Below are 26,511 nucleotides of genomic sequence, written 5' to 3'. Positions count from 1 at the left end.
TCTCAGGCTCTACACCTGCAGGGTAAAGTAAAACGTTGCGCCTTGGTCAACCACCCCTTCCGCCCAAATTTTTCCCCCATGACGGTGAATAATTCGCTGAGCTGTGGTTAAGCCCACCCCAGTCCCAGGAAACTCTTCTGTTGTATGCAGACGTTGGAATGCCACAAACAGCTTATCAGCGTAGCTCATATTAAAACCTGCGCCATTGTCACGGACAAAATAAATCGGAGTTTTTGTTTTTTCACCGAGTTCACTGGGTAACAATCCTAATTCAATCCGGGCCTGGTCACATTTACTGGTGTACTTCCAGGCATTAGAGAGCAAATTCTCCAGGGCCACTTTCAGGAGTCTGACATCCCCATTCACCAGCAGGTTAGGGGCAATGATAAATTCACCCGATCGATCAGGCTGGGTTTGCTGTAATTCCGTTGCAATTCCCTGGGCCAGGGTACTCAGGTTAAAGGTTGTGCGATGAAGCTGACTCCGGGTGATGCGAGATAACGTTAAAAGATCCTCAATCAGTTCTCCCATCCGACCACTAGAAGCCTGGATGCGTTGCAAATAATCCTGGCCTGTCCCATCCAGTTGCTCAGCATATTCCTCTAACAAAATCTGGCTAAACCCATCAATCCGTCGCAAGGGAGCCCGAAGATCGTGGGAAACGGCATAGCTGAACGCTTCCAGTTCCTTATTCACAATTTCCAGTTGCTGGGTGCGCTCCGCTAATTGCTGGCTGAGGTAGCCAAACTGTTCTGCCAGAAGTGCCAGTTGGGTTGCAGGCTGGAGAGCTGCCGGTTGATTGCGGGCCACGATCGTGGCATCTGGCGTAATAATTTGGAATGTTCCTTTCTGCAGGTAGGCCTGCCAGAGTTGACGGACCTGCCGATGCAACAATCGGTTCACTCGAATGCGTTCATGCAAAAACACGGAACCGGATGTAACCAGAATCAGGGCCATCGGAGACGCAACTGGAATCCAGAAGTTGAAGCGAAATAACCCTAAGCTCAATAGGCCCCAACCAACCAGGAGGCCCACGCTAATGAACAACTGCTGCTTGAGCGGCCAACGGGTCAGAAGCACGCTTAAGCCAGGTCCCCCCAGCAGCAACACCAAGCCCAGCCACCTGGGTGACACAGGATGCAACCCATTGCCATGCAACAGATTGGTCAACACCGCTGCCTGAAGATGCACCCCGCTGGCCAGGGGTTGCTGATCAAAGGGGGTCAGGAGGGTATCAAAGCCAAGGGCCGTTACCCCAACCAGGACAATTTTGTGGCGCAAGCGCTCGGGTGGAATGCGATTCTGGAGGACATCTTTGAAAGAGTACTGCTGCAACTGACGGATGGGACCGGGCCAGTTGATCCAGAGAAACCGCTCTACCGGAGGTAAGGAGATCGGCTCTCGAACCAAGCCATAGGCCTCCAGAACAGCAATTCCCAATGCTGGTGCATCCTGAATCTGCAACGCCACTTGCCGGGTTTGGCCGTCAGCATCTTCCCGTTCCATAATGTGCCCCGTTGAAATGGCCGCATTATGTAGCTCTGGAACCGGCAACAGGGGCAGACCGGTGTTATCCCAGGCTTGAGCCAGAACCACCCCACCATGATGATTCAGGGACTGGGCCAATTCCCCATCGTCAGGACTATTTTCAGACCAAAGCAAATCAAAGGCCACGATACTGGCCTGATGACGGGTTAACAGGCTCATCAATTCGACATAACGCTGTCGAGGCCAGGGAAAACGCCCCAGTTGCTTGACACTGGCATCATCGATCGCCACCACCACCACCCGTTGATCCCAGGGTAGGGCTCCCCGCAGACGAAACAGGGTTCCATAAGCAGCTTGCTCCAGAGGTTGAAACATCTGCAGGTAGAGCAGGATGGCGATCGCCAACGCAGCCAATACACCCGGCAATAACTGCCACTTCAGTTCACGGAATGCTAAGTTCATGAACCTGCCGTTTCCCTAAGGGAGTGATCACAATAACGTCAATGCGAAGTTTGGACGGAACCAAAAACACGGCGCTGAACTGACCGTTGCGATCGGTTGCCGTGGGCACTCCAGCCACAATGACTGCATTTACCGGATCAACCTGACCGACCAGGCGAACTTTCCGGACTCCCCCTTCAATCATGAAGAGAAATCGACTTCTCAGAGAGGTGTCCTCTCGCAAAGGTACAGAAGGAGTCGGGGGTTCTCCAGGAATCGTGAAGTTCTGAGAACCCGCATTGACGGGAATAGACTGGCCCCGCGCTGTGGTGAGGACACTTCCCGTCAGGGTTGCAATGCTGGTCTTACCCTGAGGTTGAACAATCAGACCAAACTCTGTTCCCCGCACCCCACTGATTCCAGCGGGAGTCTGGATTTCTAGCTTGGAGCCCCGATGGGTAAAGCGACGCAATTTCAGCCGGACCTGTCCCTGGTCTACCTGTAAGTACGTAATCCGACCGTTATCAGGGGCTCGCCCCACTTTCGTGAGTGTTAGGGCCGTATTCTCTAACACCAGAACCTGGCCAATGTTAGTATCCACCTGCAACATGGCACCAGAACTCTGAGCAGTTTTAATTCCATCTCCTACCAGCTCTAGGCGATCGCCAATTCGAGCTGTTTGAGCTTTCTTCCCCTTCCGATAGTAGGCCACAGCCCCAGAAAGCTGTTGTACCGCTAACCAGCGATCGACCCGAACGGGCAGGGGATTAACCGTGGCACTTTGGGATAGCCCCAGTAAGATAAGGAGGGTAGCAATTGTGAAAGCTCTTAGATGCACGACGGGAATAACCTGGACTGTCCATTCAAAACTTACAGCAATTTCCTACTGTCAAACCATCTTGATAGAAACAAATTGTAGACTTTGTTCACAGGATTTTCTCTTTCTCGTTGTAACTTTAACGTTGAGGCCAAAACAGTGCTATTCGCTTAATTTCATGCAAGGCAGCGATATCAGCAGGGAAGTCAGAAGCCAACCGTCAAGAGTAGGACTGCTTGGCTCCTCCTCAAATCCCAGGGTTCCAGCTTAAATGAGTAGCTCACAAGTGAATTCTTTTGCAAACTACTCCAGATATCTGTACTGGCCATCTTTCTGATGAGGCTAAACATATGGTTACGCCACTACATGTTCTGGTTGTCGAAGATGTAGAGGATGACATGATACTTCTGTTGCACGAGTTGCGACGGGCTGGTTACGCTGTGACAGCGGAGCGGGTTGAAACAGCAGCAGCCATGAGTGTAGCACTGGAGAAGCAATCCTGGGATCTGATTATTTCAGATTATTCCCTCCCCGACTTTAGTGCAGGAGCTGCTCTGCAGTTGATGAAATCTCAAGGGTTGGATTTGCCCTTCATCATCGTTTCAGGGGTGGTCGGAGAAGAAACCGCCATTGCCATGATGAAGGCGGGGGCCCATGACTATCTCTTGAAAGGGCATCTGGCTCGCCTGGCTCCAGCGATCGAGCGAGAATTACGAGAAGCGCAGATTCGACGAGAGAAACGACAGGCTGAAGCCGCCTTGCTGCAAGCCTATGAAGAATTGGAAATCCAGGTGCAACAGCGAACGGCAGAGCTCACAGCAACCAATGCTCGGCTGCAGAGCGAAATGGCAGAGCGGATTGAGGCCGGGAAGCTGATGGGGGTTCAGCATGGAGTCACGCTGGTGCTGGCAGAATCAGCAACCCTAAATGAAGCGACCTCCCGCATCCTAGAAACGATTTGTCAGTGGCTGAACTGGAGTTTAGGGGAACTGTGGTTAATCAACCAGGATGCCGATCGCCTGGATTGGGTCTGTGATTGGCATGGGTCTGAGAACACATTTCCGAATTACCGGGCCGCCACAACCGCCACTCACTTACATCGGGGAATAGGGCTACCAGGACAGGTGTGGGAAAGTCCACAATCCATCTGGATTGATGATGTCGCCACCGCTCCAGATTTCTTACAGGCTCAGGCAGCAGTTCAGGATGGCTTACATGCCGCCTGTGGGGTGCCCGTGCGAGCAGGCAGTAAGGTCTTGGGTATTCTCATCTTTTTCAGTCAACAGACCCAGCCGGCTGATCGGGGTCGCTTGGGAGTTATGACTGCCATTGGCAGCCAGATCGGGCAATTTATTCAACGTCGGCAAGTTGAGGAATCCCTGCATCAATTGGCTGCAATTGTCGAATCCTCCAATGATGCCATCCTCAGCACCACGATCGAGGGCCAGATCCTGAGCTGGAATCCTGGAGCTGAGCGGATGTACGGCTATACTGCCGCTGAAGCCGAAGGGCAGAATCTGTATCACCTGCTTTACCCTGCCGATGCCCAACCGACTCCATTTCCGTTGGATGAACAGCAACTGCTGGAACAGTTCGATGGTTGCCGATCGATGCATCAGACAAAAATAGGTCGGATGATCGATGTTTTTCTCACTATTTCTCCCCTCAAAGATTCCCTAGGTCGCATGATGGGCATTTCTCTCATCGCCAGAGATATCAGTGAACAGCAGGCGATCGAGCGCATGAAGAATGAGTTCATTTCCGTTGTCAGTCACGAACTGCGGACTCCCCTGACCTCCATTCGAGGCTCCCTGGGGTTGTTGCTGACCAGCGCCATAGGGCAATTGCCGCCCATGGGCCAGCGTATGCTGGAAATTGCCGTCAGTAATACCGATCGACTGGTGCGCCTGATCAATGATTTTCTGGATCTAGAACGCCTGGAATCAGGCCAGATGGATCTGGTTCGGCAGAATTGCAATGCTGCTGAGCTGATTACCCAATCTATAGAACTGATGCAAGCCATGGCCGATAAGGCTGAAGTGACCCTCTCAGCCACCTCTCAACCTCTGACTTTCTGGGCTGATCCCGATCGCATCATTCAGGTACTGACCAACTTACTGAGTAACGCGATCAAATTTTCGCCCCCTGGCAGTACTATCTGGGTGAAGGTGGAGCCGTACCATGCTCAGACCGATCGCACGATGTCCCCTTTCTTGTCGGAGTCGGTTCTCTTCACCGTACAAGATCAGGGTCGGGGTATCCCTGCAGATAAGTTGGAAAGCATCTTTGGCCGGTTTCAACAGGTTGATGCCTCTGATTCTCGCCAGAGAGGAGGAACCGGGTTGGGGCTAGCGATTTGCCGTACGATCGTGCAGCAGCACCTTGGCAGTCTGTGGGTAAAGAGTACCCTGGGAGAAGGCAGTACCTTTTTCTTGGCCTTACCAACAGTTCTAACCCGATAATGCCCATTCTTTGGGCTGTGAGTTGCCTGTAACGCCTCCAGCTACGAAGTCTATGTTGCAATCACAATGCCAATTGATATGAAATGAGCATCTCCTCAATCCGAAAACGGATTCTGATTATTGATGACGAAGATGACATTCGTGAAGTGACTGAGGCTTGCTTGCGAACTCTGGGACAGATGGACGTACTTGCTGCTGCTTCGAGTCAGGAGGGGTTAAAGATGGCTGAGAGGGAACAACCCGACGCCATTTTGCTAGATGTCATGCTGCCTGATATGGATGGCACTGTTGTGTTCAAACATTTACAGGCCAATCCACGAACCTGCGCCATCCCGGTGATTTTGCTGACCGCCAAGGTCCAGGCCAGCGATCGACAGCGGTTTCACGAATTAGGCATGCAATTCTTCATTGCCAAGCCGTTTGATCCGATGACCCTGGTGGAGCAGATCAAAATAGCCCTGGGATGGGATTAATCGTGTCCCATTGGACTGGCAAAGATATCCTCTCCTGGCTGGACTTATCCGAGTGGACCTACTGGCAGGCAGACCTTAAAGGTGCTTCCCTGCCCCAGTTCGGAGGTAACACTGATTGTGCCCTGATGGGCCTCTACAATTCGCCGTGAGAGATACAGCCCCAGACCACTGCCCGATCGCCGATCCTTGCCCTGACGAAACCGCTCGAACAAAATCTCCTGATCCTCTTTGGGAATACCAGCGCCTGTATCCGCAATCTCCAGCGTCACCATGGGCTGGCTGGTTGAAGCCGCCTGACGGATTGGAGCCATCAGACGGACCTGGATCTGGCCCCGATCGGTAAACTTGATGGCATTACCAATGAGATTCGTCAAAACCCGTCGTAATTCTAGTCGATCGCCCGTAACGATATTGTTTTGCTCCTGGCCTTTATTGTTTCCCTTTGGAGTCTCCGTTCCCGATTGCAGCGTCACACCCAGGGTCAACCCCTTCTCCTGCGCCAGCGGGCTCAGTTCCTGGATCACTTCCTGGATCAGTTCCCACAAATTGCAGGGAGAGAAGGTCAGCGCTTTATACCCGGATTCGTAACGGTAGACCTCCAACAGGGTATTGACGATTTGCAATAAATTCTGGTTACTACGCATCAAAACAGCCAGGGTTTCCCGCATCTCGGCTGAAACAGGGCCAAAGATCTCCTGTTGCACCAGGGTCAGCATCCGATCGGCAGCCACCAGGGGAGTTCGAAGATCATGGGTCAAGCGGGATACAAAGTCTTCCCGTTGACGAACCATGGCTTCCCGTTCATCGATGCTGTGTTTCAGCCGCAGCAGCGATCGGACCCGGGCCAGCAACTCATCCGTATCAAAAGGTTTGCGGATAAAATCGTCGGCACCAGCATCCAACCCATAGACCACACTGGACTGGTCATGGGCCGTAATCAGCAAAATGGGAATGTACGGCAACTTGAGGTTCTTGCGAATGCGGCGGGTGACTTCATACCCATCCATTTCGGGCATCATCACATCCAACAGAATCAGATCTGGGGTCAACGGTTCTACCAAAGCCAGCGCTGTTAACCCATCCCTGGCCAGGGAAATTTCGTAGCCCTCATCAGCCAGAATCGTTTCCAGCAAAACCAGATTATCTTCTGTGTCATCTACGGCCAGAACCCGATCGATCGAAGGGACTGTTGAGGGGATAAAACTGCTTCTAGCCGTAGCTTCACTCATATTCACCCCTTTACTCTCATGATGAACCGTATTCAGGATTGGAACGCACACTTAAGGGTGCTCGGGTTGCAGAGCCTCCATCCGCCAGGGGGACAATCTGGCGGGGTAACTCTATGCGAAAAGCTGAGCCCTGACCTAACTCACTTTCCACTGTAATCCTGCCCTGCATCATTTGAGTCAACGCATCACTCACAGCCAACCCTAAACCAGCCCCGGCATACCGACGGGTGATGGTCTGATCAGCCTGCCGGAATGGCTCAAAGATTTGCTGGAGATGGGAAGGGGCAATGCCAATCCCCGTATCCCGGATGGTAATGGCAATCCACTCAGGTGCAAACTCTGCAATTTCAATCGAGACCCAACCAGCATCGGTGAACTTGATGGCATTGGAAAGGAGATTTTCCAGCACCTGACGCAGTCGATTGGGGTCATTGGTAATCTGGGGATTTTGCACTTGAATCTTGAGTCGCAGATCCAGATTTTTCCGCACCGCCAGCGATCGCAACCCAGAGATAGTCCTGTGGACGACCTGGATCACGTTAAAAGGTTGGGGTTTGATCTCCAACCAACCGGCCTCCATTTTGGAGAAGTCCAGAATATTGTTGAGCATTTCCAGCAATTGCTTCCCGTTACTCAAAATGCGCCCGAGCATACTGCGCTGTTGGGGAGACAAGGTCTCTTTGCCCGGACGCAACAACACCTGAGAAAAACCAATCATGGCATGGAGGGGCGTCCGAATTTCATGGGAAAGGGTAGCCAGGAACTGAGATTTAAGCCAGGACACTTCCAGGAGTTTTAGATGTTGCAGGAAGATTTGTTGTCGTTGTTCCTCCAGTTCCTGATCCTTGCGCCTGAGCAACTCATTACTTTCCCGCAATTGCTGAGTCGCCAGATCAGCCTGATGTTCTGCCTGATAGATCCGAATCGCACTCCGCAGGGTCTGAGCCAGCCTTTGAGGGGAAATTCCCGACCTGGGCAGAAACTCTACAGCCTCTACTCCCATCCCCTTGGCCCCCATCTGGGCCTTATCCTCCGTCATCAGGATGACCAGAGGCACCTGGCAGCCCCAATGCCGAATATTGTTGACCAGAGCTAACCCGTCATGTTCCGGAAACCGATCGCTGAGGAAGATGCCATCGAAGGGATATTGCTGCAACAGCACGATCGCGGTTTCAAAATCTTCTGCCTCATACACTGTTACCTGGATTTCTGCCTGGATAAACCCGTGATGCAACGCCCTACGATCGGCCGCATTGTCGTCAACAATCAGAATGTTCAGGCTCCCGTTCATCATACCGCTTAGTGAATAAAGACTTATTGATCAGGCATTTCAAACAGCATCCATCCTGCTCCAGAGCTGGGCTCAGTTCAGCCACATTCAAACAGATCAAAGCGGCGGACCAGATATCCCGACCCCTTTAAGGAATGCACTTCAACCCGGCGTTGATGATAATTCTGAGATTAACTACAAGTTAGGGGTGTGGCACAGCAGCAGTACCGACTCTATGGCTGTATAGGATGGTTAGCCAGTGGCCCGTAATATCCACCAAGATTGTAGTCCTTCCCGTTTTACCTGCACTCAACCGTCAGGCAGAGGATTTGAGCCCTCAACTGTTAAAAATGGTTCAGGTATCGCCCCCTCATCCATCAGATTCATCTTAGTTTTGCAACTGCTTATCTTTTGACCGGAGAAATGAGAATATATAGACATCAGACCTATCCTGCGCAAGGAAGGATTTTGCCCAGGTTCAACCTCTTTTTATCATTCGTTGGATAGAGCCACCCTACCCTTCTATTGATAGACGCGATCTGGATCAGGGTCTTGCATAATGCTTCTAGATTGGCTGTCTCACCTTAAAAACGCTATGAGCGATATTCGCATCGTTTTGATTGAAGATCACGACCTGGCTCGGATTGGTTTACGAACAGCGTTGCAACAGCGAGAAGGGATTAAGGTCATTGGTGAAGCCGCAAATGGATTTCAGGGACTGAAGCTCTTACAAACAGCCCAACCTGATGTTGCGATCGTGGATATCGGCCTGCCTGACATGGATGGCATTGAACTGACCCGAAAGTTCAGACAATATCAGTCAGAGGCTGATATTGGCAGCTCTGGTGAACCCCCAGCAACGAAGATTCTAGTGCTGACCATGCATGATTCAGAGGATGCTGTCCTGGCAGCTTTTGCAGCAGGCGCAGATTCCTACTGCATGAAAGATATCAGCATTGATCGCCTATCAGACGCGATCCAATCGACCCACGAGGGTAACTCCTGGGTCGATCCTGCGATCGCCAGTGTCGTGCTGTATCAGGTACGGCAACATAGTTCTGATCTGGCAGGGACTGCCAAAACAGTGGCGATCGCAGCCATTGACCCGGAATATGAACAAACCCTGGAAGCTTATCCCCTGACAGAGCGAGAATTGGAGATCCTGGAATTGATTGTGGCCGGTCACAGTAATGCTGCGATCGCCGAAAAACTTTATATCACCCTGGGAACAGTGAAGACCCATGTGCGGAATATTCTGAGTAAACTCTGTGCGGACGATCGCACCCAGGCGGCGGTCCGGGCACTCCGGGCTGGTCTGGTTTCCTGAATCAGAGGGAAACCCTCTATCCGGCTCAGGTCTTGGACCTTCTGCGAATTTCTTCGGCCAAGCCTGATTCCTGAACGCAAATCGCGTACAGTTGGACGGAACTGAGCCCTGGAACCATTGTCTGAGCCTGCTTCACAGGCATTCCCGGTGGCGTACAGAAATTCTCGACCACCCGGCGATACTGATCACTCGTCCCCAGCACCTGCTTAAACGTACTGGGGCTCTTCAGACTCGGTTCAACCCGTTGAATCACCTTGTCTGTGAGCAGGTTAACGGATTGAGGCGAGCTTTTTGCCACCAATTCTGACTGGGTGATGACCTTACGGAGCTGGCTCCGCAGTGCCGTTTTCCCATTGGGGGTATTCAAAAGGGTGATGATGGTCTCTGGCTTGAGACGGGGATTATCTTTCAGCAGCGTTTGTAAGCCAATCAAACCGCTGGCAGCCACAATATCGGAGTAGGTCGTGACAAATTCGCTGAAGAGAACGGTCGAATTTCGAGACCCATTACCACAAATTACAGAACCATCCTGATCAGCTCCTGCAGCCAGATCCACCTTGCCCTCCTCCTGACAGGCTTTCAAGACGCTCTGGATAGCTGGAGAGAACATCTTTTGCAGCCGCTGGATGGCGAGGGACGCTGCATCAGGGGGCTCGATCGCCCTGGCCACCTCAATTGGCGGATTGAGACTACAGGCAAGACCCAGGATCAGGCCCAAATAGACAAATCTGCCCCGTTGTCGAGCGGAAGATGGAAATAAGCGCATAGGTCAAGTGCATCGGGTGAATGAACTGCACCAATTCCTCTAAATACTACACAGCACCTGGCGCATTCGCCGCAGGTTAGCCGGTAAATCCAGTTGAATGGCCTGCTGGATAAACACAGATGGAACTGGGATCAATGGCGTTGCCCGAACTGTGTACATCAGCAGGGTGCCATTGCCACAGTCCTGCAATTTCAATTCTGCCGAAAAATCTGAGAAACTGCCGCTCTCTAAGCGAAATTGAATCTGACGATGGAGGGTTTCAAACACACTGAGATAAATCTCAACCTGGGCCGTGAAGAAGAGGAACGCTTTCCGGGCCACCTGATAGAGTTGCTTTCGCTTTGACCCTGTAGCAACCCTGAACGCAGGGACCTGAGCATCCTTGTTGGACAGAACTTCGCTGCGGATCAGGTCAGGGAAGTATTGCACCCAGCGGGGATAGTCTGTTAAGCCCTGCCAGGCCTGCGATCGTCCAACGGGCAGGTACATCCAGGCCGTCACCGCCGCCCCCCAGGCGGAATGGGATTGGGTTTTTAGTAAAATTTCGCCGCGAATCAGTTCTTCTTGATCTAGAAAATGCCAGTCTGCATCGGCGGTAACCGGTATCAATTCAGAAGAAAGAGCGTCAGTCATGCCAGTTCAGCCATCCGAATGTGTTGTGCAAATGTGCGACATTCATGGGTGCAACAGCCAAGCCTTCCGAGGGAGCTACGTTGACTCTTGTTAACCCTGAGCTTCTATCCAAAGATACCCAGGATTACGAAGAAACGTATCGATGATCTGTGAAGATTGCGCAAATTTTAGTGGAGCCCACCCTACCAATAAGATGAAGAATCTCATGCCCCCTGCAGTCTGATCGACTCCATGCCACAATGGGCATGATGTTTTACCCCTGATGGAGAGTCTTTGTGGGACGATACATCAGCCCTGCCACGGCCCTATTCCTCGTCTTCTTCGGCCTCACAGCTCTGGTCTGGATGCTGCGAGGCTGGAAACTGCTGTCGTTTCTGCCCAGTTCAGTGATCTGGGTGCTTTTGTTGCTGACGATCGGAGCGGGCATTGTCAGTGGGTTACAGGCAACCCGTTAAGCCGATGGGAATGTCATAATCTGAAATAATTCACTCATCATTACAATTCCTTAACCAGGTTTCTTGAACATGACTCATCCATTCCTGGCTCGACTCCACAGCCCAGAGCGTCCGGTCATTGTCTTTGATGGGGCCATGGGTACCTCTCTACAGACCCAGAACCTGACTGCTGACGATTTTGGGGGACCGGAATATGAGGGGTGTAATGAGTACCTGGTGAAAACCAAACCAGAAGCGGTTGCCCAGGTCCATCGCAGCTACCTGGAAGCGGGCGCAGATGTGATTGAGACAGATACTTTTGGGGGCAGCACCTTTGTTCTGGCGGAATATGACCTGGCTGATCAGGCCTATGACCTGAATCGGGCAGCAGCAGAACTGGCTAAACGGGTCACAGCAGAGTTCTCCACTCCAGAAAAGCCCCGCTTTGTGGCAGGCTCCATGGGGCCGGGGACCAAGCTACCAACGCTGGGTAATATCGACTATGACACCCTGAGAGCAGCGTTTACGGTTCAGGCTGAGGGGCTGTATGACGGTGGGGTCGATCTGTTCATTGTAGAAACCTGCCAGGATGTGCTGCAAATTAAGGCGGCCCTGAATGCGATCGAGGATGTCTTCAAGAGCCGAGGAGAGCGTCGTCCCCTGATGGTTTCCGTGACCATGGAAATTCAGGGCACCATGCTGGTGGGTTCAGATATCAGCGCGGTCCTGGCAATTCTAGAGCCCTACCCGATCGATATTCTGGGCTTGAACTGTGCCACGGGGCCAGATCGGATGGCGGAGCACATTCGCTATCTGTCTGCCCATTCCCCCTTTGTGATCTCCTGTATTCCCAATGCGGGGCTGCCAGAAAATGTAGGGGGGCACGCCCACTACAAGCTGACGCCCATGGAATTGCGGCTGTCCCTGATGCATTTTGTCGAGGATCTGGGGGTACAGGTGATTGGGGGGTGCTGTGGTACCCGCCCCGATCACATTCGGGCGATGGCTGAAATTGCCCCCACGCTACAACCTAAGGCCCGCCCAGTACGCATCGATTATTTCGATCGTAAAGCCTTGCAATATGTCCCTGCGGCAGCATCCATCTATTCAGCCCAGCCCTATGAGCAGGACAATTCCTTCCTGATTGTGGGAGAGCGCCTGAACGCCAGTGGGTCCAAAAAGTGTCGCGACCTGCTGAATGCAGAAGACTGGGATGGGCTGGTGGCCCTGGCTCGAACCCAGGTGCGGGAGGGGGCACATATCCTGGATGTGAATGTGGACTATGTGGGTCGCGATGGAGAGCGGGACATGCGGGAACTGGTCTCTCGCTTGGTGACGAACGTTACCCTGCCCCTGATGCTGGATTCCACCGAATGGGAAAAGATGGAAGCCGGACTGAAGGTGGCTGGGGGGAAATGTCTGCTCAACTCCACCAACTACGAAGATGGAGAACCCCGGTTTTTCAAGGTTCTGGAACTGGCTCGCCAGTATGGAGCCGGGGTGGTGGTGGGGACGATCGATGAAGAGGGCATGGCCCGCACCGCCGACAAGAAGTTTGCGATCGCGCAGCGGGCTTACCGTCAGGCCGTGGAGTTTGGCATTCCGGCCCATGAGATTTTCTTTGACCCCTTGGCCTTGCCAATTTCAACCGGCATTGAGGAGGATCGGGTGAATGGACGGGAGACCATTCTGGCCACTCGCCGCATTCGGGAGGAACTACCGGGATGTCATGTCATTCTGGGGGTTTCCAATGTGTCGTTTGGGTTGAACCCGGCTGCCCGGATTGTGCTGAATTCCATGTTTTTGCATGAGGCGATCGGGGCTGGTCTGGATGCAGCCATCATCAGCGCCAACAAGATCCTACCCGTGGCTAAAATCGAACCTCGCCATCAGGAGGTCTGCCGCCAGCTCATCTTTGATCAGCGTCGATTTGAAGGGGACATCTGTGTCTATGATCCGCTAACGGAACTGACAACCCTGTTTGAGGGGGCGACCACAAAACAGAACCGAACTCAGGATGACAACCTCCCCCTGGAGGAGAAGCTCAAGCGTCACATTATCGATGGCGAACGAATTGGCCTGGAACAGGTTCTGGCCAAGGCCCTGGAACAGTATCCGCCCCTGGAAATTATCAATACCTTCTTGCTGGATGGGATGAAGGTGGTGGGAGAACTGTTTGGTTCGGGTCAGATGCAGTTACCTTTTGTGCTGCAGTCAGCCGAGACGATGAAGTCGGCAGTGGCTTATCTGGAACCCTTTATGGAAAAGAAAGAGGCAGGTCAGGCCAAGGGCACGGTGGTCATCGCGACGGTGAAGGGGGATGTCCATGACATTGGGAAAAACCTGGTCGATATTATCTTGTCGAACAATGGCTATAAAGTGATCAACCTGGGAATTAAACAGCCTGTAGACCATATCATCGATGCCTACCAGGCCCACCAGGCAGACTGTATTGCCATGAGCGGCCTGCTGGTGAAGTCCACCGCATTTATGAAAGAGAATCTCCAGGTGTTTAATGATCGGGGGATCACCGTTCCCGTCATTCTGGGAGGGGCCGCCCTCACCGCTCGATTTGTCTCAGATGATTGTCAGAAAACCTACCAGGGGCGGGTGATTTACGGAAAGGACGCCTTCTCTGACCTGCACTTCATGGACAAACTGATGTCGGCCAAGGCCCAGGAACAGTGGGACGATCGCCTCGGCTTCTTAAATGAAATAGACGCCACGATCGGAGGAGAGCCCGCGATTTTGACGGCTGCTTCTTCTGACCATCTCCCTGTTCCGGATAATGGCCATACCCCAGGGGCTGACGCTGTTCCAGTTGAAAATACCCAGAGATCGGAGGCCGTTGACCCCCAGATTCCTCGACCTGTCCCGCCTTTTTGGGGAACGCAGGTGTTGCGATCGCAGGATATTCCTTTAGAAGAGATCTTCGGCTATCTGGATCTGCAGGCATTGATTGCGGGTCAATGGCAGTTTCGTAAGCCCCGAGAACAATCCCGAGAAGAGTATGACGCCTTTCTGGCTGAGAAGGTCTATCCCATTCTGGAAGACTGGAAGCAGCGCATCCTGGATCAGCGCTTGCTGGATCCTCAGGTCGTCTATGGATACTTCCCCTGTCAGTCTGTAGGCAATACCGTTCATCTATATCCTCCAGAGGGGATGGATGGGCTGGTGCAGGGAGATGGGGGCACCTCTTTATCTGCTATCGCGTCTTTCACCTTCCCGCGCCAGAAATCCATGCGTCGCCTCTGCATTGCCGACTTCTATGCCCCTCAGGAGTTGGGAGTGATGGATGTCTTGCCCATGCAGGCTGTGACTGTGGGAGAAATTGCCACAGCGTATGCCCAGAAATTGTTTGAGTCGAATGAGTACACCGACTATCTCTATTTCCATGGGTTGGCCGTTCAGGTGGCTGAAGCTCTAGCTGAGTGGCTACATGCCCGCATCCGACGGGAATTAGGCTTTGGAGCAGCAGAACCGGAGCAGATTCGGGATATCCTCGCCCAACGGTATCAGGGGTCTCGGTATAGCTTTGGGTATCCAGCCTGTCCCAACATCCAAGATCAGTATAAACTCCTGGATTTACTCCAGAGTGAACGTATTAATTTATACATGGATGAGAGTGAGCAACTCTATCCCGAACAATCAACAACAGCGCTGATTGCTTATCATCCGGTTGCCAAGTACTTCAGTGCGTAAGTAGAACTAGGCAGGTTCAACGGACAGGGTTGCAGCATGGAGGGCAGAGCTCAACTGAGACTAATCCTGAGCCACCTCCAGTTCAAATCTGGAGTCTATACCCTACAGCCAAATACAGCGCTAGAATTGAGCCAAGGAGTTGGGTTGGAATTATGTCATCCCGTAAGCAATCTTCCCCTATCCTGCGTCGCCTTCGGGCCCGGGCCAGATCTCTGGGTCGGCCTGAGTTCCTGGCTTCCATGGCTGGCCTAGTTCTGATGGGCTTGTTTGTCTGGCAATATCTGGTCCCCCCAGACCAGAAGAATCTGTTAGAGCAAATTGTCGATCGCACCTCCAACGATAGTCTCGATCAGGAAGATCGGTCGATTGGTGCGGATATTGACAACCTGCCAACCCTGTTATCAGAGATTAATTCTGAATCCCCGTCCCTAAACCCGATCGAACTCTCAGACCCAAAGCAACGGGATAAACCTGCCACCCCGGAGACTCAGAATTCAGTCCCCCGATCGGGCTCTGGCCCATCGGCAAACCCATTGCCCATTCCCAATAATCCTTTTGCAGATTCCACCCTGTTGGGGCTCCCAGATTACCAGGTGCTCAACTTCAATTCAGCGTTTAATCCCAACCGGGTTGGTTCATCCAATCCTGCGATCGGCTCCAATTCCCTACTGCGCCCTGGCCTTTCCCAGTCAGGTCGTCAATCTGCCACTCCTGCACGGGTCAGTGCCCTGCAGGCAGAGATCAATCAGTATGCAGCCTCCCAAGTTCAACCCGGTTCGCCCTCTCAGACAGGGCAAAACAATTCCCTGTCTGGTTCTAATATCCAGACAGGGCAATTCTTCCCCTCCAGCACCAACCAAACCTATTTCGGTCCCGCCACATCCTACTTCTCACCGAGTGGAACGGATACTCAGACCATCCCTTCGGCACTGGGGATCAACTACCAGTCCATTCCAACAACCAGTCCTTCCACGATCCCTCTGACTAATTCCACGGGTGAAGTGTCCACCCTCCGACGCCCGACCCAGGTGCCCCTCCCAGGCATAACAACCCTCCCCACAGCCCCTTCAGCGGCCCCCGTGACCTTACCGGTTGACCCCATTAACGTCAACTCCCTGCGCCAGACCACTGTCCCCAGTGCCATTGGGCCTAGTACAGACAGCCTGGGAACTGCCAACTTTGGCAATCGCCCAACCCAGATTTTACAGACGGCTCCGGCCCCGTTCTCTGTGCCTCGATCGATCGGGAACGGCCAGATCAATACTTTCTCCAATCCCTGAGGACCGTGACCGGGATGGGGTTTGACCGTGACCAATTTGACGCTGCCCTCCGCTCCTGGTGGGAACGCAGTCCGAATCTGGCCCACTCAACCCTCCAACCTGCCACTTTAGCACTGCATCTGTTTCCTACTCTGCCCTCTACCAACCAGACAGCTTGGGAACTGTTGCAGCAGGGAGCCACTTCAGGCACCGTAGTCATTGCCCTGGAGCAGCAGGCTGGCAGGGGGCAGTGGGGGCGGCAGTGGAAGTCCGCCCCGGGGGGACTCTATCTGTCGATCGGGTTGGCTCCCGAACTGGAGGCAACAGAGGCCGCTCAACTCACCTTCGCCACGGCCTGGGGGATTGCATCCAGTCTACGGTTGGTGGGGGTTCCAGTCCAATTAAAATGGCCGAACGATCTGGTGCTACAGGCTCGAAAACTGGGTGGAATCCTCACGGAAACCAGAATTCAACAGGGACGGATCACCCAGGCCGTTGTGGGCGTGGGCCTTAACTGGAATAATCCGGTGCCCAAATCAGGTATCAATCTACAAACATTCTGGGCCAATGCATCTGCCACGCCATTGAACTCACTAGAAGAATTGGCGGCTCTAGTGTTGTACGGGATCGTTCTGGGGCAGGAATTTCGCCAATCTCAAGCTATCCAGTCCCTACTCACCGCCTACCTGGAGTTCCTAGTTAACCTGGGAGACTCTGTGGTGATCGAAGGGCGATCGGGAACTATTACCGGTGTTTCTCCGACTGGAGAGTTGCAGGTTCGGTTACAACCGGATCCTGATCATTTAACTTCTGGCCCTGATGGAGTTGCTTCTGAAGATGTTGAAACAAAAATCTGGTTGAAGCCCGGTACAATCAGTTTGGGTTATGGTGGTCCAGACCATCCTGACTCATCCAAAAGTAGGATGCAGGGTAGCCCTGTGTCCGATTAAATTCTGTAACGTTACGCAATGATTTGCATAAGACGGACACCATCTGCTTGAGCAAAGCATCAGGGTAGGTCTCTCAAGGAACCAGAGGGATTGCCCGGTCCAGTCCAGTTTCTTTCACTTGTAGAACTGGCATTTCCCTAACCACAGATCTGAATTCAAGCATCTAGCGTCTGTAAGGACTGATTCATGACAGAGCCAATCAATTCCAGCCACCCTGCACCCCATACTCCTTATCGGCCATCCCTCTGGCTTCGTAGCCTGGGTGTTGTGGGAAGTTTCAGTCTTCTCAGCAGTGGCATAATCTGGGCCCAAACCCCACCGGAACTCTCACCTCAGGCTCCCCAGGAAACTGGGGTTGCTCCGGTTGCCCCGGCTCAGCCTGCACCGATCGCAGAGCCTGCTCCCTCCAGTCCAGCCCCGGTCCGGGTGGCTGAACCCCAGATTCCCATCCAGCCTCCCTCCTACGACCCACCCACCTCTGTCCTACCCGTTGCCCCCTCGCCCGAAACGGCTATTCCTATTGGTGATCCGGCAGTTCCGGCAGCAACAGCTCCGGCCCCCGGAGATGCCTATATCGATAAGACCCGCTATAACCTGGGGGCTACCCCCTATGAGGCACCCAGCTCGGTTGTCCTCAACGAACGGTCCAGTGGGTGTCAGACTGTGCTGCAGTCCGGGCAGGAAGTGCCCAATGGACTCTGTACTCCCGCCCGATCGTCCTCTGCTTCAAGCTACCCTGGGCCTGAATCTGTCCGTCAGACGGCTGCTGCCACCTGGGCCAATCGCTCTATCTCACCGGTGCCTCTGGTCCCCCCCAATCGCCGGACGGCCCTTTCCTACAACACCCTGAGACCCAACTTTTCTCTAATGCCGATCGCGCCCCTGGATTCGGCTTCAGCTTACAATCGCTCGGTTCGCCCGATCGGTCGTCTGGGTAATAATAATCTCAACTTACTCTTCCCGCTGTCAATTCCGGCACCCATTACCTCCCTATTCGGCTGGCGGACTCACCCCATCACTGGAGATATGCGCTTCCACTCCGGGACAGATTTGGGAGCTCCCATGGGAACCCCCGTTTTGGCTGCCTATTCCGGCCAGGTGACTGTGGCGGATGTTCTGGGTGGGTATGGCTTAGCGGTAGTGATCGACCACAATCAGGCCCAGCAGGAAACCCTGTATGGTCACCTTTCAGAAATCTTTGTTCGGCAGGGTGAGTGGGTTAAACAGGGAGAGGTGATCGGTCTGGTCGGTAGTACTGGCGATTCCACAGGGCCTCACCTGCACTTTGAGTTGCGTCAGTGGACCTCGGAAGGCTGGGTGTCTGTTGATCCCAGCAGTTTTCTGGATCTGGCAATGGCCCAGTTGGATCAGTCTCTCCAGCAAGCGATCGTGGAGGTTGCCAACCTGGGAATTTCAGAGACCTTGATCAAGCTCAGCCCGGAAGCAGATTTCCTCTCAGAACACCTGACCCTGGGCACCTCTGTTGAGGCGGTTCTGACCAATAGGGTCAGCCCTGGCCCTAATCAGGCTGGGGTTCGTTCCAGTCAGGGCAGTCAACCCATTCCAGAGTCAGTCCCTGTGCAACAATTTAGCCAAGACTCCCGGGTAGAGATAGCGGTTGCGCATCGGCAAGGCCCAGGCATCCAATTTGAAGCCAACCTGGCCCAACTGGTCGATTCCCTGCCTGTAGTTCCCCAGGCTGGGCTGAAACCGGCTATCCCTCCTGTACCACAGACAGCGCCGTAAAAATACCATCCGAAAAAACTCTGAACGATCGTGTAGGGAACGATTAAGCTAATCCTTAATCTCACCGTTCTCTTTTATGGCTGCAGAATTGGTCATCTCGACCCAGGGCTTAACCAAGCAGTACGATCGCCACATTGCGGTCAATGATGTGGATATCCACATTGAAGCGGCTTCAGTCTATGGGCTGATGGGACCGAATGGGGCAGGCAAAACGACCTTAATCCGGATGTTGGCCATGGCCGAGGAACCCTCCAAGGGGGAAATCCGCATCAATGGCGAACTCTCCCGTCACGATCGCCATCACCCCAGTCTGAAACGCTGTATTGGCTATCTGCCCGATGATTTCCCCCTCTACGACGATCTGAAAGTCTGGGACTACCTGGACTATTTTGCCCGCCTGTACAAGTTGCGGGAACCTCGCCGTACCCAGCGCATCAAAGAGGTGCTGGAACTGGTGCAATTGACCCACAAGCGTCATAGTTTGATCGCCACCCTGTCCCGAGGCATGAAGCAACGGCTCAGTTTAGCCCGGACGATCGTCCATGAGCCGTTGGTGTTATTGCTGGATGAACCCGTTTCGGGCCTCGATCCGATCGCCCGGATGCAGTTTCGGGATATCATTCGTGCCCTGCAGGAAGCTGGAATGTCGATTCTGATTTCGTCCCATGTGCTGAGTGACCTAGCAGAGCTCTGTACCTGTATTGGCATCATGGAACTGGGCTTTCTGGTGGAAAGTGCCCCTCTCCAGGATTTGTATAGCCGCCTCAGCCGCCAGCAAATTGTCCTGTCTACCTTAGGAGATTTGCAAACTTTGCGCTCTGAACTCCGGCACTGGTCTCAGGTTGAGGAAATCGAAATCCTGCCCGATCAGGCCAGCCTCAAGGTAAATTTTTCTGGAAACCGAGAAGATGCAGCAGCCCTGCTAGCAGCCCTGATCCAGGCAGGGGTTCCCCTGACTGAATTCCACTCTACCCAGGAAGACCTGGAATCCATTTTCATGAAACTGGAGCACCAGCAAAGCTCCTAACCTGCCCCGTTTCCCTTGCCCTGGTAAAGAGGCAAGTTTTGTCATAATCAAAGCATTCGGATCATAGATTGCGGACAACCGTTTCCCCTCCTCCCCATCCCCTGGAGATCTTCCCATGGCTCTAAATTTGCTAGATCACATTGGCGACTGGAACCCCCAACTCTTTCGGGAGCTGAAAGGCCGCCTCCAATCCCGTAACCTACTTCTGACCCTGGGTGGCTCCCTTCTGGGGCAAACTCTGACGCTCCTGTACTACTGGAATGAGGTCTCCAACGACAGTTATCGCTACTGTTTGCGGTTAGGCGTTGATGGACAGCAGATGGCCTGTAATGGAGAGGGAGTAGCTAATCTGGAACGCTTGATCAACTGGTCCTTCTGGTGGCAGGATATCTTTTTCTTCATCAGTCTGGTCGGTCTGTTTGTTTTGTCGATCGGTGGCATTTATTTACTGGTCAGCGATTTGGATTGGGAGCACCGCCGGGGTACCCTCAATTTCATTCGCCTCAGCCCCCAATCGGCCTCGAAGGTGCTGGTGGGAAAGCTGCTGGGTGTTCCCATCCTGCTCTATCTGACGGCGATTCTGGCCGTTCCCCTCCATCTCTGGGCTGGATTCTCGGCAGGGATTCCGATCGGCCAGATCCTCGGCTTTTACGCAGTTCTGATTGGCTGCTGCGCCTTTTTCTACAGCGCCGCCCTGCTCTGGGGCTTAACCAGTACCTGGCTGGGTGGTTTCCAGGCTTGGCTGAGTGCTGGCCTACTAGGCATGCTGTTCTTATTACTGTGTGGGGATTCTGGCTTTGCCTCCCAGAATCAAGTCCTGAATTACGGGTTTGCACTTCTGTGCCCTGCTGCCCTGTTTCCCCATTTCAATCAAGTCTTTTCTGTTAACCATACCTCATCCCTTCCACCTGGATTTGAAAACCTGAGTCACTGGCAGTTTTTCTATGCGCCTCTAGGCAGTAGCTTCCTGGGGACTGCTTGCTTTATGTTGCTAAGTTATGGATTGTGGACGTATTGGTGCTGGCAGGGTCTGGAGCGTTGTTTCCATCACCCAGGTGCGCCCGTACTTAGCAAAGGGCAAAGCTATGGTCTGGTGGCCTGCTTTAATCTTTTCCTTCTGGGATTTGCCGTTCAGGACTACACCCTGAACGATCGATATGCCTACGATATTCAGCACACGTCAAATACTCTTGGGCTGATTGCCACCTGGGTACTGAAAAACTATCAACAAATTTTTCTACTAAATTTGGTTCTGTTCCTAGGTCTGGCCCTGGCCCTCTCACCCCAGCGCCAGAGTATCATCGACTGGGCCCGCTATCGGCGAGAACAAGGGGAAACTGGTAAAACATCCCTCTGGCAGGACTTAGTCTGGGGAGAAAAGAGTCCGGCTGTGCTGACGATCGGTCTGGGAACACTGATCATGGGCCTGATCCTGGCCCCGTGGATTCTATTGGGGACAAATGCAGCTTTTCCTAAGGCATCCGCCTTGCTCAGCCTGGGCTTGAATACCCTGGTATGGTTGGTCTATGGGACGATCGCCCAACTCCTGCTCTTGCTCCGCTCCCCGAAACGGAGTATGTGGGCCACGATTAACCTGAGTCTGTTGCTGGTCTTGCCCTCCATGGTTCTAGCTATTTTGTCCATGGAACCCGAATTTTCGCCCCAGTGGTGGTTATTAACCGGGTTTCACTGGATCGCCCTGGAGCATGGGGTTCTATCGGGCTTTGTATTCAGTCTGCTGGCTCAATGTTCCGCCCTAGTGCTGTTGAACCTGAAGCTGATCCGCCAGATCAATCATCTAGGGGCATCGGCAACCCAAACCCTACTAGCAGACCGGAAAGCTCTGGTGGCTGGACGTTAACAGGGTGGGGGGACTTATCCCCCCATGCCTGGAATCAGGTTAGCGCTCAGGCGTTTGATGGCACTGCCTGCAACTTCGCTGTATCGGAGTTCTCCACAGAGGATTTTGCCCATCTTCTGGGTAGCTGTGGGACGTTTGACCCCAATCTTGTAACCAATACCAGGAATCCGATAAAACAGCCCTGCCAATCGTTGAGCCCAAACCATATCGCTCCCCCATTCTGCTGCAATCAGGTGGGTATAGGCTTCCAAGGCATTCAGATCGCCCCCCAGGGCCTGGTCGATCGCAGCGGCTGCCTTCACACCGGTAAACATGGAAGGCCGAATGCCCTCTGCTGTGAATGGATCAACCACACAGGCCGCCTCTCCAGCCAGAAGCGCATTCTGGGTATGGAGTTTTTGATCGCCATCCCAAAGACAAAGCGGGTGGCCATATTGCTTGCTGGTTGACACATTGACCCCAAACAGGGTGCCGTACTGATTGAGAATACCCTTGAAGTCTTGCTGCTCGCCCCCACCTCGAAAGGTCCCAACGCCGATCGAGTACCCATCCGCCTTGGGGAAATTCCAGATATAACCGTTTTTAACCAGACCAAATTCAAAGTGGGCGATATGCCCATTCTCAATTTGAGCTGGGGTTTCTGCTTCCAGAGCCCCGGCCAGGCGACGCTTCCGCTCCTTAAAGCCCAACCACTTAGCCATCGGTCCCTTGGCTCCATCCGCCGCAATCAGATAGCGCCCCTCCACAGGCCCCTGAGCCGTATTCACCTGCCAGTGATCGCTCTTGAATTCGACGCCAGTCACCTCCGTGTGCTGTCGGAGTTCAGCCCCCTGTTTCTGGGCCTGCTGGACCAGAAAGTGGTCAAAGACATCTCGCCGCACCATCCACACCGGCTCACTGGTATGAAGTTTGGCCTCCACGGGGTCTTCCATTTTCCAGGTATAGCGAATCGTGCTCACCTTCAAAGAAATAGCTGGAGTGAAATCAAAGTCAAACCATTGGGCAACGATCGGAGAAACACCACCCCCACAGGGTTTATAGCGGGGTAAGGCTTCCTTCTCCACAATCAGAACGGAACGTCCCCGTTTGGCCAGATGGTAAGCCGCACTGGCACCTGCAGGACCCGCGCCCACGATAATGCAGTCGTACATGGTTCAAGTTCACTCCAAATAAGCAGCCGCGATCGGGACTCGTTTCCCTCGTCTAGCAGTGTAGGAAAATCCCTGCCAATCTGCAAATCTCACGGGCTAGAGAAGGGCTATAAAAGAGCCAGCAATAGCAATGGCAGTAAAATCGGCAGATAGGTTGGCAAGAGGACAAATCCAGCCACTGTCCAGGCCCTTTGCTGGTCTTTGAACTGTTGAATACTACGCCACTTCTTACTTTGCCAGGCCCATTGATTGCCCTTAATCCCCAGGAGACTGGCAACACCCATATGAGCTGCTGCAAACAGGCCTAAAAAAACTGCAGGGTTCCAGGGAATGGCTGCAGCTGCAACGGTCATCGGTAAGCAAATGGCCCAGGGCAGAGTTCCCCACCAGAGTCGGTGATCCAGACACCAGAGCGGAGCCAGAAAAAAGGCTCCCCAGTTCCAGGCTGGAATCTCAGGTGGAATCGGTACAGACAGCTTCCCATGGCCTGAATTGTTGGGAGGTAGCAGAGGGAGTTCTGAGACTGGCTGATACCAGAGGGTATTCGATTCTAGGGCGGCCAGGGCTTCCTTGGCCGTGGCAAAGCGTTGCTTCAGTGCAGGTTCTGTTAGGCGTTGCACCCAGCCTTCAAAAGCAGGTGTAAAGTGACTGGGAAACTGGAACTGGACCCTTAAGCCATCCTGAGGTAAATCTGCTGGGGCTATCCCTATCGCCAGATGCATCAGGGTCATTCCCAGGGCATATAGATCTGAGGATGGAACCGCTCGTCCCCCAAACTGTTCCATCGGAGTATATCCGTAGGTACCGACTACGGTGAAACTCGCCCCGTCTGCCATCCCCCGGTCTTGCACTGCTCCAAAATCCACCAGATAAATCTCATGGTCTTCTCCCAGAATCAAGTTACCGGGCTTCAGATCTCGGTGTAGCAGGGGAGGGAACATACCATGGAGATAGTCCAAAATTTGCAGCGTAGCTATAGCAATCCGGCGTAATTCAGCTTCTGTAAAGCGGTTGCCCTGATGCAGCAGTTGCCGCAGGGACGAACCCGGAATATACGTTTCAACCAGCCCAAACCAGAGTGATCGATCGTCGATCGAAAAATAATCTCGGTATTTGGGAATTCGGGGATGATCGAGTTGCTTTAGCACCTGAGCTTCCCGCTCAAACAGCTTCAGCTGCTCCCACTGCACATCTCCCCCAAAAGCCAGTAGTTTAACGACCACTGGAATGGACGGCTCAACTTGCAAATCTTCCGCCAGCCAGGTCTGCCGCCCTGGATTCTGGCCCAGTTTCTGACTGAGTCGATAACGATCGTGCAGGAGTTGACCGGATTCCAGCATAAACCATCACCTGTAATGCAGACAAACAGCAGATATCTTCAACTGTAGCTTGTCTGCATTACAGGTGGCCCTGGCACTTGGGCACCTCAAACAGTGGTGATGTCTTTCTCTTTCTCAGCCAGTAAGTCTTCAACTTTGGCGATATATTTATCCGTCAACTTCTGGATCTTATCCTGCAGATCTCTGGCTTCATCCTCCGGGAGGTCGCCTGCTTTCTCCTGCTTGCGGACGGAATCAACCGCATCCCGGCGAATATTCCGGACGGATACTTTTCCTTCTTCCGCATACTTAGAGGCCAGCTTGACAAACTCCTTACGCCGCTCTGTGGTTAGAGGGGGGACATTGAGCCGAATCATGGAGCCATCGTTATTGGGGGTCAGCCCAATATCGGACAGAGAGATGGCTTTCTCGATCGCATTCACACTACTGCGATCGAAGGGTTGAATGGTAATGGTGCTGGCATCTGGTGTGTTGATATTCGCCAGTGTCTTCAGAGGGGTCGGGGATCCATAATAATCAACCATGACTCGATCGAGCAGTGACGTACTGGCCCTGCCCGTCCGAATGGTATTGAAGGACCGCTGCGTCGCTTCAACTGCTTTTTGCATCAACAATTCAACTTCAGCTAACTTCACAGAAACCTCCAACAACTGTTCCAATGGGTTCCCCCATCACAGCCCGATGAATATTACCCCGCACAGAGAGGTCAAAAACCATGATGGGAATGTTGTTATCTTTGCAAAGGGCAATGGCTGTGCCATCCATGACCTTTAAGTCCTGAGTCAGGACATGGCTATAGGTCAAAGTCTGATAGCGTTTGGCAGTTGGATTCAACTTGGGATCGGAATCATAAACGCCATCCACTTTTGTAGCTTTGAACAATACATCTGCGCTAATCTCGGCAGCCCGGAGTGCGGCTGTGGTATCAGTGGTGAAAAATGGATTACCGGAGCCCGCACCAAATATTACGACTCGCCCCTTCTCCAGGTGGCGGATAGCTCGCCGCCGAATATAGGGCTCAGCGACCTCCTGCATGGCGATCGCGGTCTGCACCCGAGTTGGCACACCAGCCTGCTCCAGGGAATCCTGCAGGGTCATAGCATTCATCACCGTTGCAATCATACCAATATAGTCAGCAGTGGCTCGATCCATACCGGCAGCAGCTCCCTTGACCCCCCGGAAAATATTGCCCCCGCCAACCACGATCGCCATTTGCACACCACTGGCTGTAACCGCTGACACTTCTTGAGCAATAGCCTGTACGACTGCCGGATCGATGCCATAATTCAAGTCGCCCATGAGGGCTTCACCGCTCAACTTAAGCAAAACCCGTCGGTAAGCTATCCCCATTTGGTGACCATTTATTTACTCAACTCAATTTGCCTCCAATTAAAGATACTCCTTAAGGGAATCGGAGGCAACGGTCTGGGAAGAGTGTCAGGCGAATCGAAGCAGGCCGATCCATCCCCCGATCAAACCGATTGAACTCAAGCAGGGCCACAGGTTAGGCAGAGTCGTCACACCGCAAATGGATCAGGTACGCCATTTAATGGAACAACCTACAGCAGGTCCAGAGGTGACTGAGACTGCCTTCCCCCGCAAAATTTCTAAGATCGCATCCTCTAGATAGCGATGGGGAATGGTTGACCCATTTTGCGGATCATCATCAATACCCCCCCCGTAACAGATGACACTTTGATGATTAATTAAAAAGACCTGAGGGGTTTTTTCAGCGTGAAATGAACGGGCCACATCCTGGGTGTCATCTCGCAGGTAAGGAAAATTCAACTGCCGTTCTGCCGCAAAAATCTTCATCTGATCGAAACTATCCTCAGGAAACTGAGTGGCATCATTGGAATTGATGCCGACCAGGGTAAACCCCTGAGCCTGAAATGTGGCCTGAATGGTTTTGAGGCGCTCCAGATACATCCCCACATAGGGACAGTGATTACACATGAAAACAACCCCAACCAGCTTCAGGTCCTCTAAATAACGAGCCAGGTGGTGTACAGAATCATCGATTCCCCTGAGTTCAAAATCTGGAGCATATCTGCCAATAAGGGTTGTGTTTTCCATAAGGTAGGCGCTATGAGGGTGAGGCAATGCCAGAGCTGATAGGCCCCAAAAGAGATCGG

21 protein-coding genes are annotated in these 26,511 nt (G+C 53.0%); 10 read left to right on the top strand and 11 right to left on the bottom strand.

Annotated elements, in window-relative coordinates:
* Positions 1–9 precede the first annotated feature (9 nt).
* Positions 10–1,950, bottom strand: a complete 1,941-nt coding sequence (locus BST81_RS15625; protein ID WP_075599427.1) for a CHASE2 domain-containing protein — start codon at positions 1,948–1,950, stop codon at positions 10–12.
* Positions 1,931–2,767, bottom strand: a complete 837-nt coding sequence (locus BST81_RS15620; RefSeq protein WP_075599426.1) for a FecR domain-containing protein — start codon at positions 2,765–2,767, stop codon at positions 1,931–1,933. Before BST81_RS15620 ends, BST81_RS15625 begins: the two co-directional genes overlap by 20 nt.
* A gap of 329 nt (positions 2,768–3,096) precedes the next feature.
* On the opposite strand from BST81_RS15620, the gene BST81_RS15615 reads away from it, so the two are divergent.
* Positions 3,097–5,208, top strand: a complete 2,112-nt coding sequence (locus BST81_RS15615; protein ID WP_075599425.1) for an ATP-binding protein — start codon at positions 3,097–3,099, stop codon at positions 5,206–5,208.
* An 83-nt stretch (positions 5,209–5,291) separates the two neighbouring features.
* On the top strand, positions 5,292–5,681 hold the full coding sequence (locus BST81_RS15610; protein ID WP_075599424.1) for a response regulator: 390 nt from the start codon (positions 5,292–5,294) through the stop codon (positions 5,679–5,681).
* A gap of 44 nt (positions 5,682–5,725) precedes the next feature.
* Here the strand turns inward: BST81_RS15610 and BST81_RS15605 are convergent, their stop codons facing one another.
* Both BST81_RS15605 and BST81_RS15600 read right to left on the bottom strand, forming a co-directional pair.
* Complete coding sequence (locus BST81_RS15605) at positions 5,726–6,910, bottom strand: HAMP domain-containing sensor histidine kinase (protein ID WP_075599423.1); 1,185 nt, start codon at positions 6,908–6,910, stop codon at positions 5,726–5,728.
* A 16-nt stretch (positions 6,911–6,926) separates the two neighbouring features.
* Positions 6,927–8,204: an ATP-binding protein gene (locus BST81_RS15600; RefSeq protein WP_253188317.1), complete on the bottom strand. Its 1,278-nt coding sequence runs from the start codon at positions 8,202–8,204 to the stop codon at positions 6,927–6,929.
* Positions 8,205–8,775: 571 nt separating this feature from the next.
* Here BST81_RS15600 and BST81_RS15595 point away from each other — a divergent pair.
* Positions 8,776–9,507 (top strand): response regulator transcription factor, encoded by a 732-nt coding sequence (locus tag BST81_RS15595; RefSeq protein ID WP_075599422.1) that lies wholly within the window; start codon positions 8,776–8,778, stop codon positions 9,505–9,507.
* 25 nt (positions 9,508–9,532) lie between these two features.
* On the opposite strand, the gene BST81_RS15590 is transcribed toward BST81_RS15595, so the two are convergent.
* Both BST81_RS15590 and BST81_RS15585 read right to left on the bottom strand, forming a co-directional pair.
* On the bottom strand, positions 9,533–10,273 hold the full coding sequence (locus BST81_RS15590) for a hypothetical protein (RefSeq protein ID WP_075599421.1): 741 nt from the start codon (positions 10,271–10,273) through the stop codon (positions 9,533–9,535).
* A 39-nt stretch (positions 10,274–10,312) separates the two neighbouring features.
* Positions 10,313–10,906: an SRPBCC family protein gene (locus tag BST81_RS15585; protein ID WP_075599420.1), complete on the bottom strand. Its 594-nt coding sequence runs from the start codon at positions 10,904–10,906 to the stop codon at positions 10,313–10,315.
* A 275-nt stretch (positions 10,907–11,181) separates the two neighbouring features.
* On the opposite strand from BST81_RS15585, the gene BST81_RS15580 reads away from it, so the two are divergent.
* The 7 genes from BST81_RS15580 (at position 11,182) to BST81_RS15550 (ending at position 21,885) form a co-directional block, all read left to right on the top strand.
* A complete protein-coding gene (locus BST81_RS15580) occupies positions 11,182–11,361 on the top strand; it encodes a hypothetical protein (protein ID WP_075599419.1) in 180 nt (59 codons plus the stop codon).
* A 69-nt stretch (positions 11,362–11,430) separates the two neighbouring features.
* Positions 11,431–15,042: a methionine synthase gene (gene metH / locus BST81_RS15575; RefSeq protein ID WP_075599418.1), complete on the top strand. Its 3,612-nt coding sequence runs from the start codon at positions 11,431–11,433 to the stop codon at positions 15,040–15,042.
* A gap of 152 nt (positions 15,043–15,194) precedes the next feature.
* Entirely contained in the window at positions 15,195–16,322 is a 1,128-nt protein-coding gene (locus BST81_RS15570; protein ID WP_075599417.1) for a hypothetical protein, read from the top strand.
* Between the two features lie 14 nt (positions 16,323–16,336).
* Positions 16,337–17,251 carry a biotin--[acetyl-CoA-carboxylase] ligase gene (locus tag BST81_RS15565; RefSeq protein ID WP_075599416.1) on the top strand — a complete coding sequence of 305 codons (915 nt, stop codon included), beginning with the start codon at positions 16,337–16,339 and terminating at the stop codon, positions 17,249–17,251.
* 186 nt (positions 17,252–17,437) lie between these two features.
* Positions 17,438–18,997: a M23 family metallopeptidase gene (locus BST81_RS28880; protein WP_075599415.1), complete on the top strand. Its 1,560-nt coding sequence runs from the start codon at positions 17,438–17,440 to the stop codon at positions 18,995–18,997.
* A gap of 76 nt (positions 18,998–19,073) precedes the next feature.
* Positions 19,074–20,024 (top strand): ABC transporter ATP-binding protein, encoded by a 951-nt coding sequence (locus tag BST81_RS15555; RefSeq protein WP_075599414.1) that lies wholly within the window; start codon positions 19,074–19,076, stop codon positions 20,022–20,024.
* A 115-nt stretch (positions 20,025–20,139) separates the two neighbouring features.
* Positions 20,140–21,885 carry a hypothetical protein gene (locus BST81_RS15550; RefSeq protein WP_075599413.1) on the top strand — a complete coding sequence of 582 codons (1,746 nt, stop codon included), beginning with the start codon at positions 20,140–20,142 and terminating at the stop codon, positions 21,883–21,885.
* A gap of 14 nt (positions 21,886–21,899) precedes the next feature.
* On the opposite strand, the gene BST81_RS15545 is transcribed toward BST81_RS15550, so the two are convergent.
* The 5 genes from BST81_RS15545 to BST81_RS15525 form a co-directional block, all read right to left on the bottom strand.
* The gene (locus tag BST81_RS15545; protein ID WP_075599412.1) at positions 21,900–23,036 is read right to left on the bottom strand and encodes a geranylgeranyl reductase family protein; all 1,137 of its coding nucleotides are present in this window, start codon (positions 23,034–23,036) and stop codon (positions 21,900–21,902) included.
* Positions 23,037–23,143: 107 nt separating this feature from the next.
* Positions 23,144–24,376, bottom strand: coding sequence for a protein kinase (locus tag BST81_RS15540; protein WP_075599411.1), 1,233 nt, complete (start codon positions 24,374–24,376; stop codon positions 23,144–23,146).
* An 86-nt stretch (positions 24,377–24,462) separates the two neighbouring features.
* Positions 24,463–25,011, bottom strand: a complete 549-nt coding sequence (gene frr / locus BST81_RS15535; protein WP_075599410.1) for a ribosome recycling factor — start codon at positions 25,009–25,011, stop codon at positions 24,463–24,465.
* Complete coding sequence (gene pyrH, locus BST81_RS15530) at positions 24,998–25,726, bottom strand: UMP kinase (RefSeq protein WP_075599409.1); 729 nt, start codon at positions 25,724–25,726, stop codon at positions 24,998–25,000. The genes frr and pyrH overlap by 14 nt, the downstream gene beginning before the upstream one ends.
* 183 nt (positions 25,727–25,909) lie before the next feature.
* The gene (locus tag BST81_RS15525; protein ID WP_075599408.1) at positions 25,910–26,452 is read right to left on the bottom strand and encodes a thioredoxin family protein; all 543 of its coding nucleotides are present in this window, start codon (positions 26,450–26,452) and stop codon (positions 25,910–25,912) included.
* Positions 26,453–26,511 lie beyond the last annotated feature (59 nt).

Origin of the sequence: Leptolyngbya sp. 'hensonii' (assembly GCF_001939115.1) — a bacterium.
Classification (GTDB): Bacteria; Cyanobacteriota; Cyanobacteriia.
This window is presented reverse-complemented; position numbering and strand designations above follow the sequence as displayed.

Coding starts and splice junctions, on each gene's coding strand:
- BST81_RS15625 (WP_075599427.1), bottom strand. CDS start 1,950: ATGAACTTAGCATTCCGTGAACTGAAGTGGCAGTTATTGCCGGGTGTA.
- BST81_RS15615 (WP_075599425.1), top strand. CDS start 3,097: ATGGTTACGCCACTACATGTTCTGGTTGTCGAAGATGTAGAGGATGAC.
- BST81_RS15610 (WP_075599424.1), top strand. CDS start 5,292: ATGAGCATCTCCTCAATCCGAAAACGGATTCTGATTATTGATGACGAA.
- BST81_RS15605 (WP_075599423.1), bottom strand. CDS start 6,910: ATGAGTGAAGCTACGGCTAGAAGCAGTTTTATCCCCTCAACAGTCCCT.
- BST81_RS15600 (WP_253188317.1), bottom strand. CDS start 8,204: ATGATGAACGGGAGCCTGAACATTCTGATTGTTGACGACAATGCGGCC.
- BST81_RS15595 (WP_075599422.1), top strand. CDS start 8,776: ATGAGCGATATTCGCATCGTTTTGATTGAAGATCACGACCTGGCTCGG.
- BST81_RS15590 (WP_075599421.1), bottom strand. CDS start 10,273: ATGCGCTTATTTCCATCTTCCGCTCGACAACGGGGCAGATTTGTCTAT.
- BST81_RS15585 (WP_075599420.1), bottom strand. CDS start 10,906: ATGACTGACGCTCTTTCTTCTGAATTGATACCGGTTACCGCCGATGCA.
- metH (WP_075599418.1), top strand. CDS start 11,431: ATGACTCATCCATTCCTGGCTCGACTCCACAGCCCAGAGCGTCCGGTC.
- BST81_RS15570 (WP_075599417.1), top strand. CDS start 15,195: ATGTCATCCCGTAAGCAATCTTCCCCTATCCTGCGTCGCCTTCGGGCC.
- BST81_RS15565 (WP_075599416.1), top strand. CDS start 16,337: ATGGGGTTTGACCGTGACCAATTTGACGCTGCCCTCCGCTCCTGGTGG.
- BST81_RS28880 (WP_075599415.1), top strand. CDS start 17,438: ATGACAGAGCCAATCAATTCCAGCCACCCTGCACCCCATACTCCTTAT.
- BST81_RS15555 (WP_075599414.1), top strand. CDS start 19,074: ATGGCTGCAGAATTGGTCATCTCGACCCAGGGCTTAACCAAGCAGTAC.
- BST81_RS15550 (WP_075599413.1), top strand. CDS start 20,140: ATGGCTCTAAATTTGCTAGATCACATTGGCGACTGGAACCCCCAACTC.
- BST81_RS15545 (WP_075599412.1), bottom strand. CDS start 23,036: ATGTACGACTGCATTATCGTGGGCGCGGGTCCTGCAGGTGCCAGTGCG.
- BST81_RS15540 (WP_075599411.1), bottom strand. CDS start 24,376: ATGCTGGAATCCGGTCAACTCCTGCACGATCGTTATCGACTCAGTCAG.
- pyrH (WP_075599409.1), bottom strand. CDS start 25,726: ATGGGGATAGCTTACCGACGGGTTTTGCTTAAGTTGAGCGGTGAAGCC.
- BST81_RS15525 (WP_075599408.1), bottom strand. CDS start 26,452: ATGGAAAACACAACCCTTATTGGCAGATATGCTCCAGATTTTGAACTC.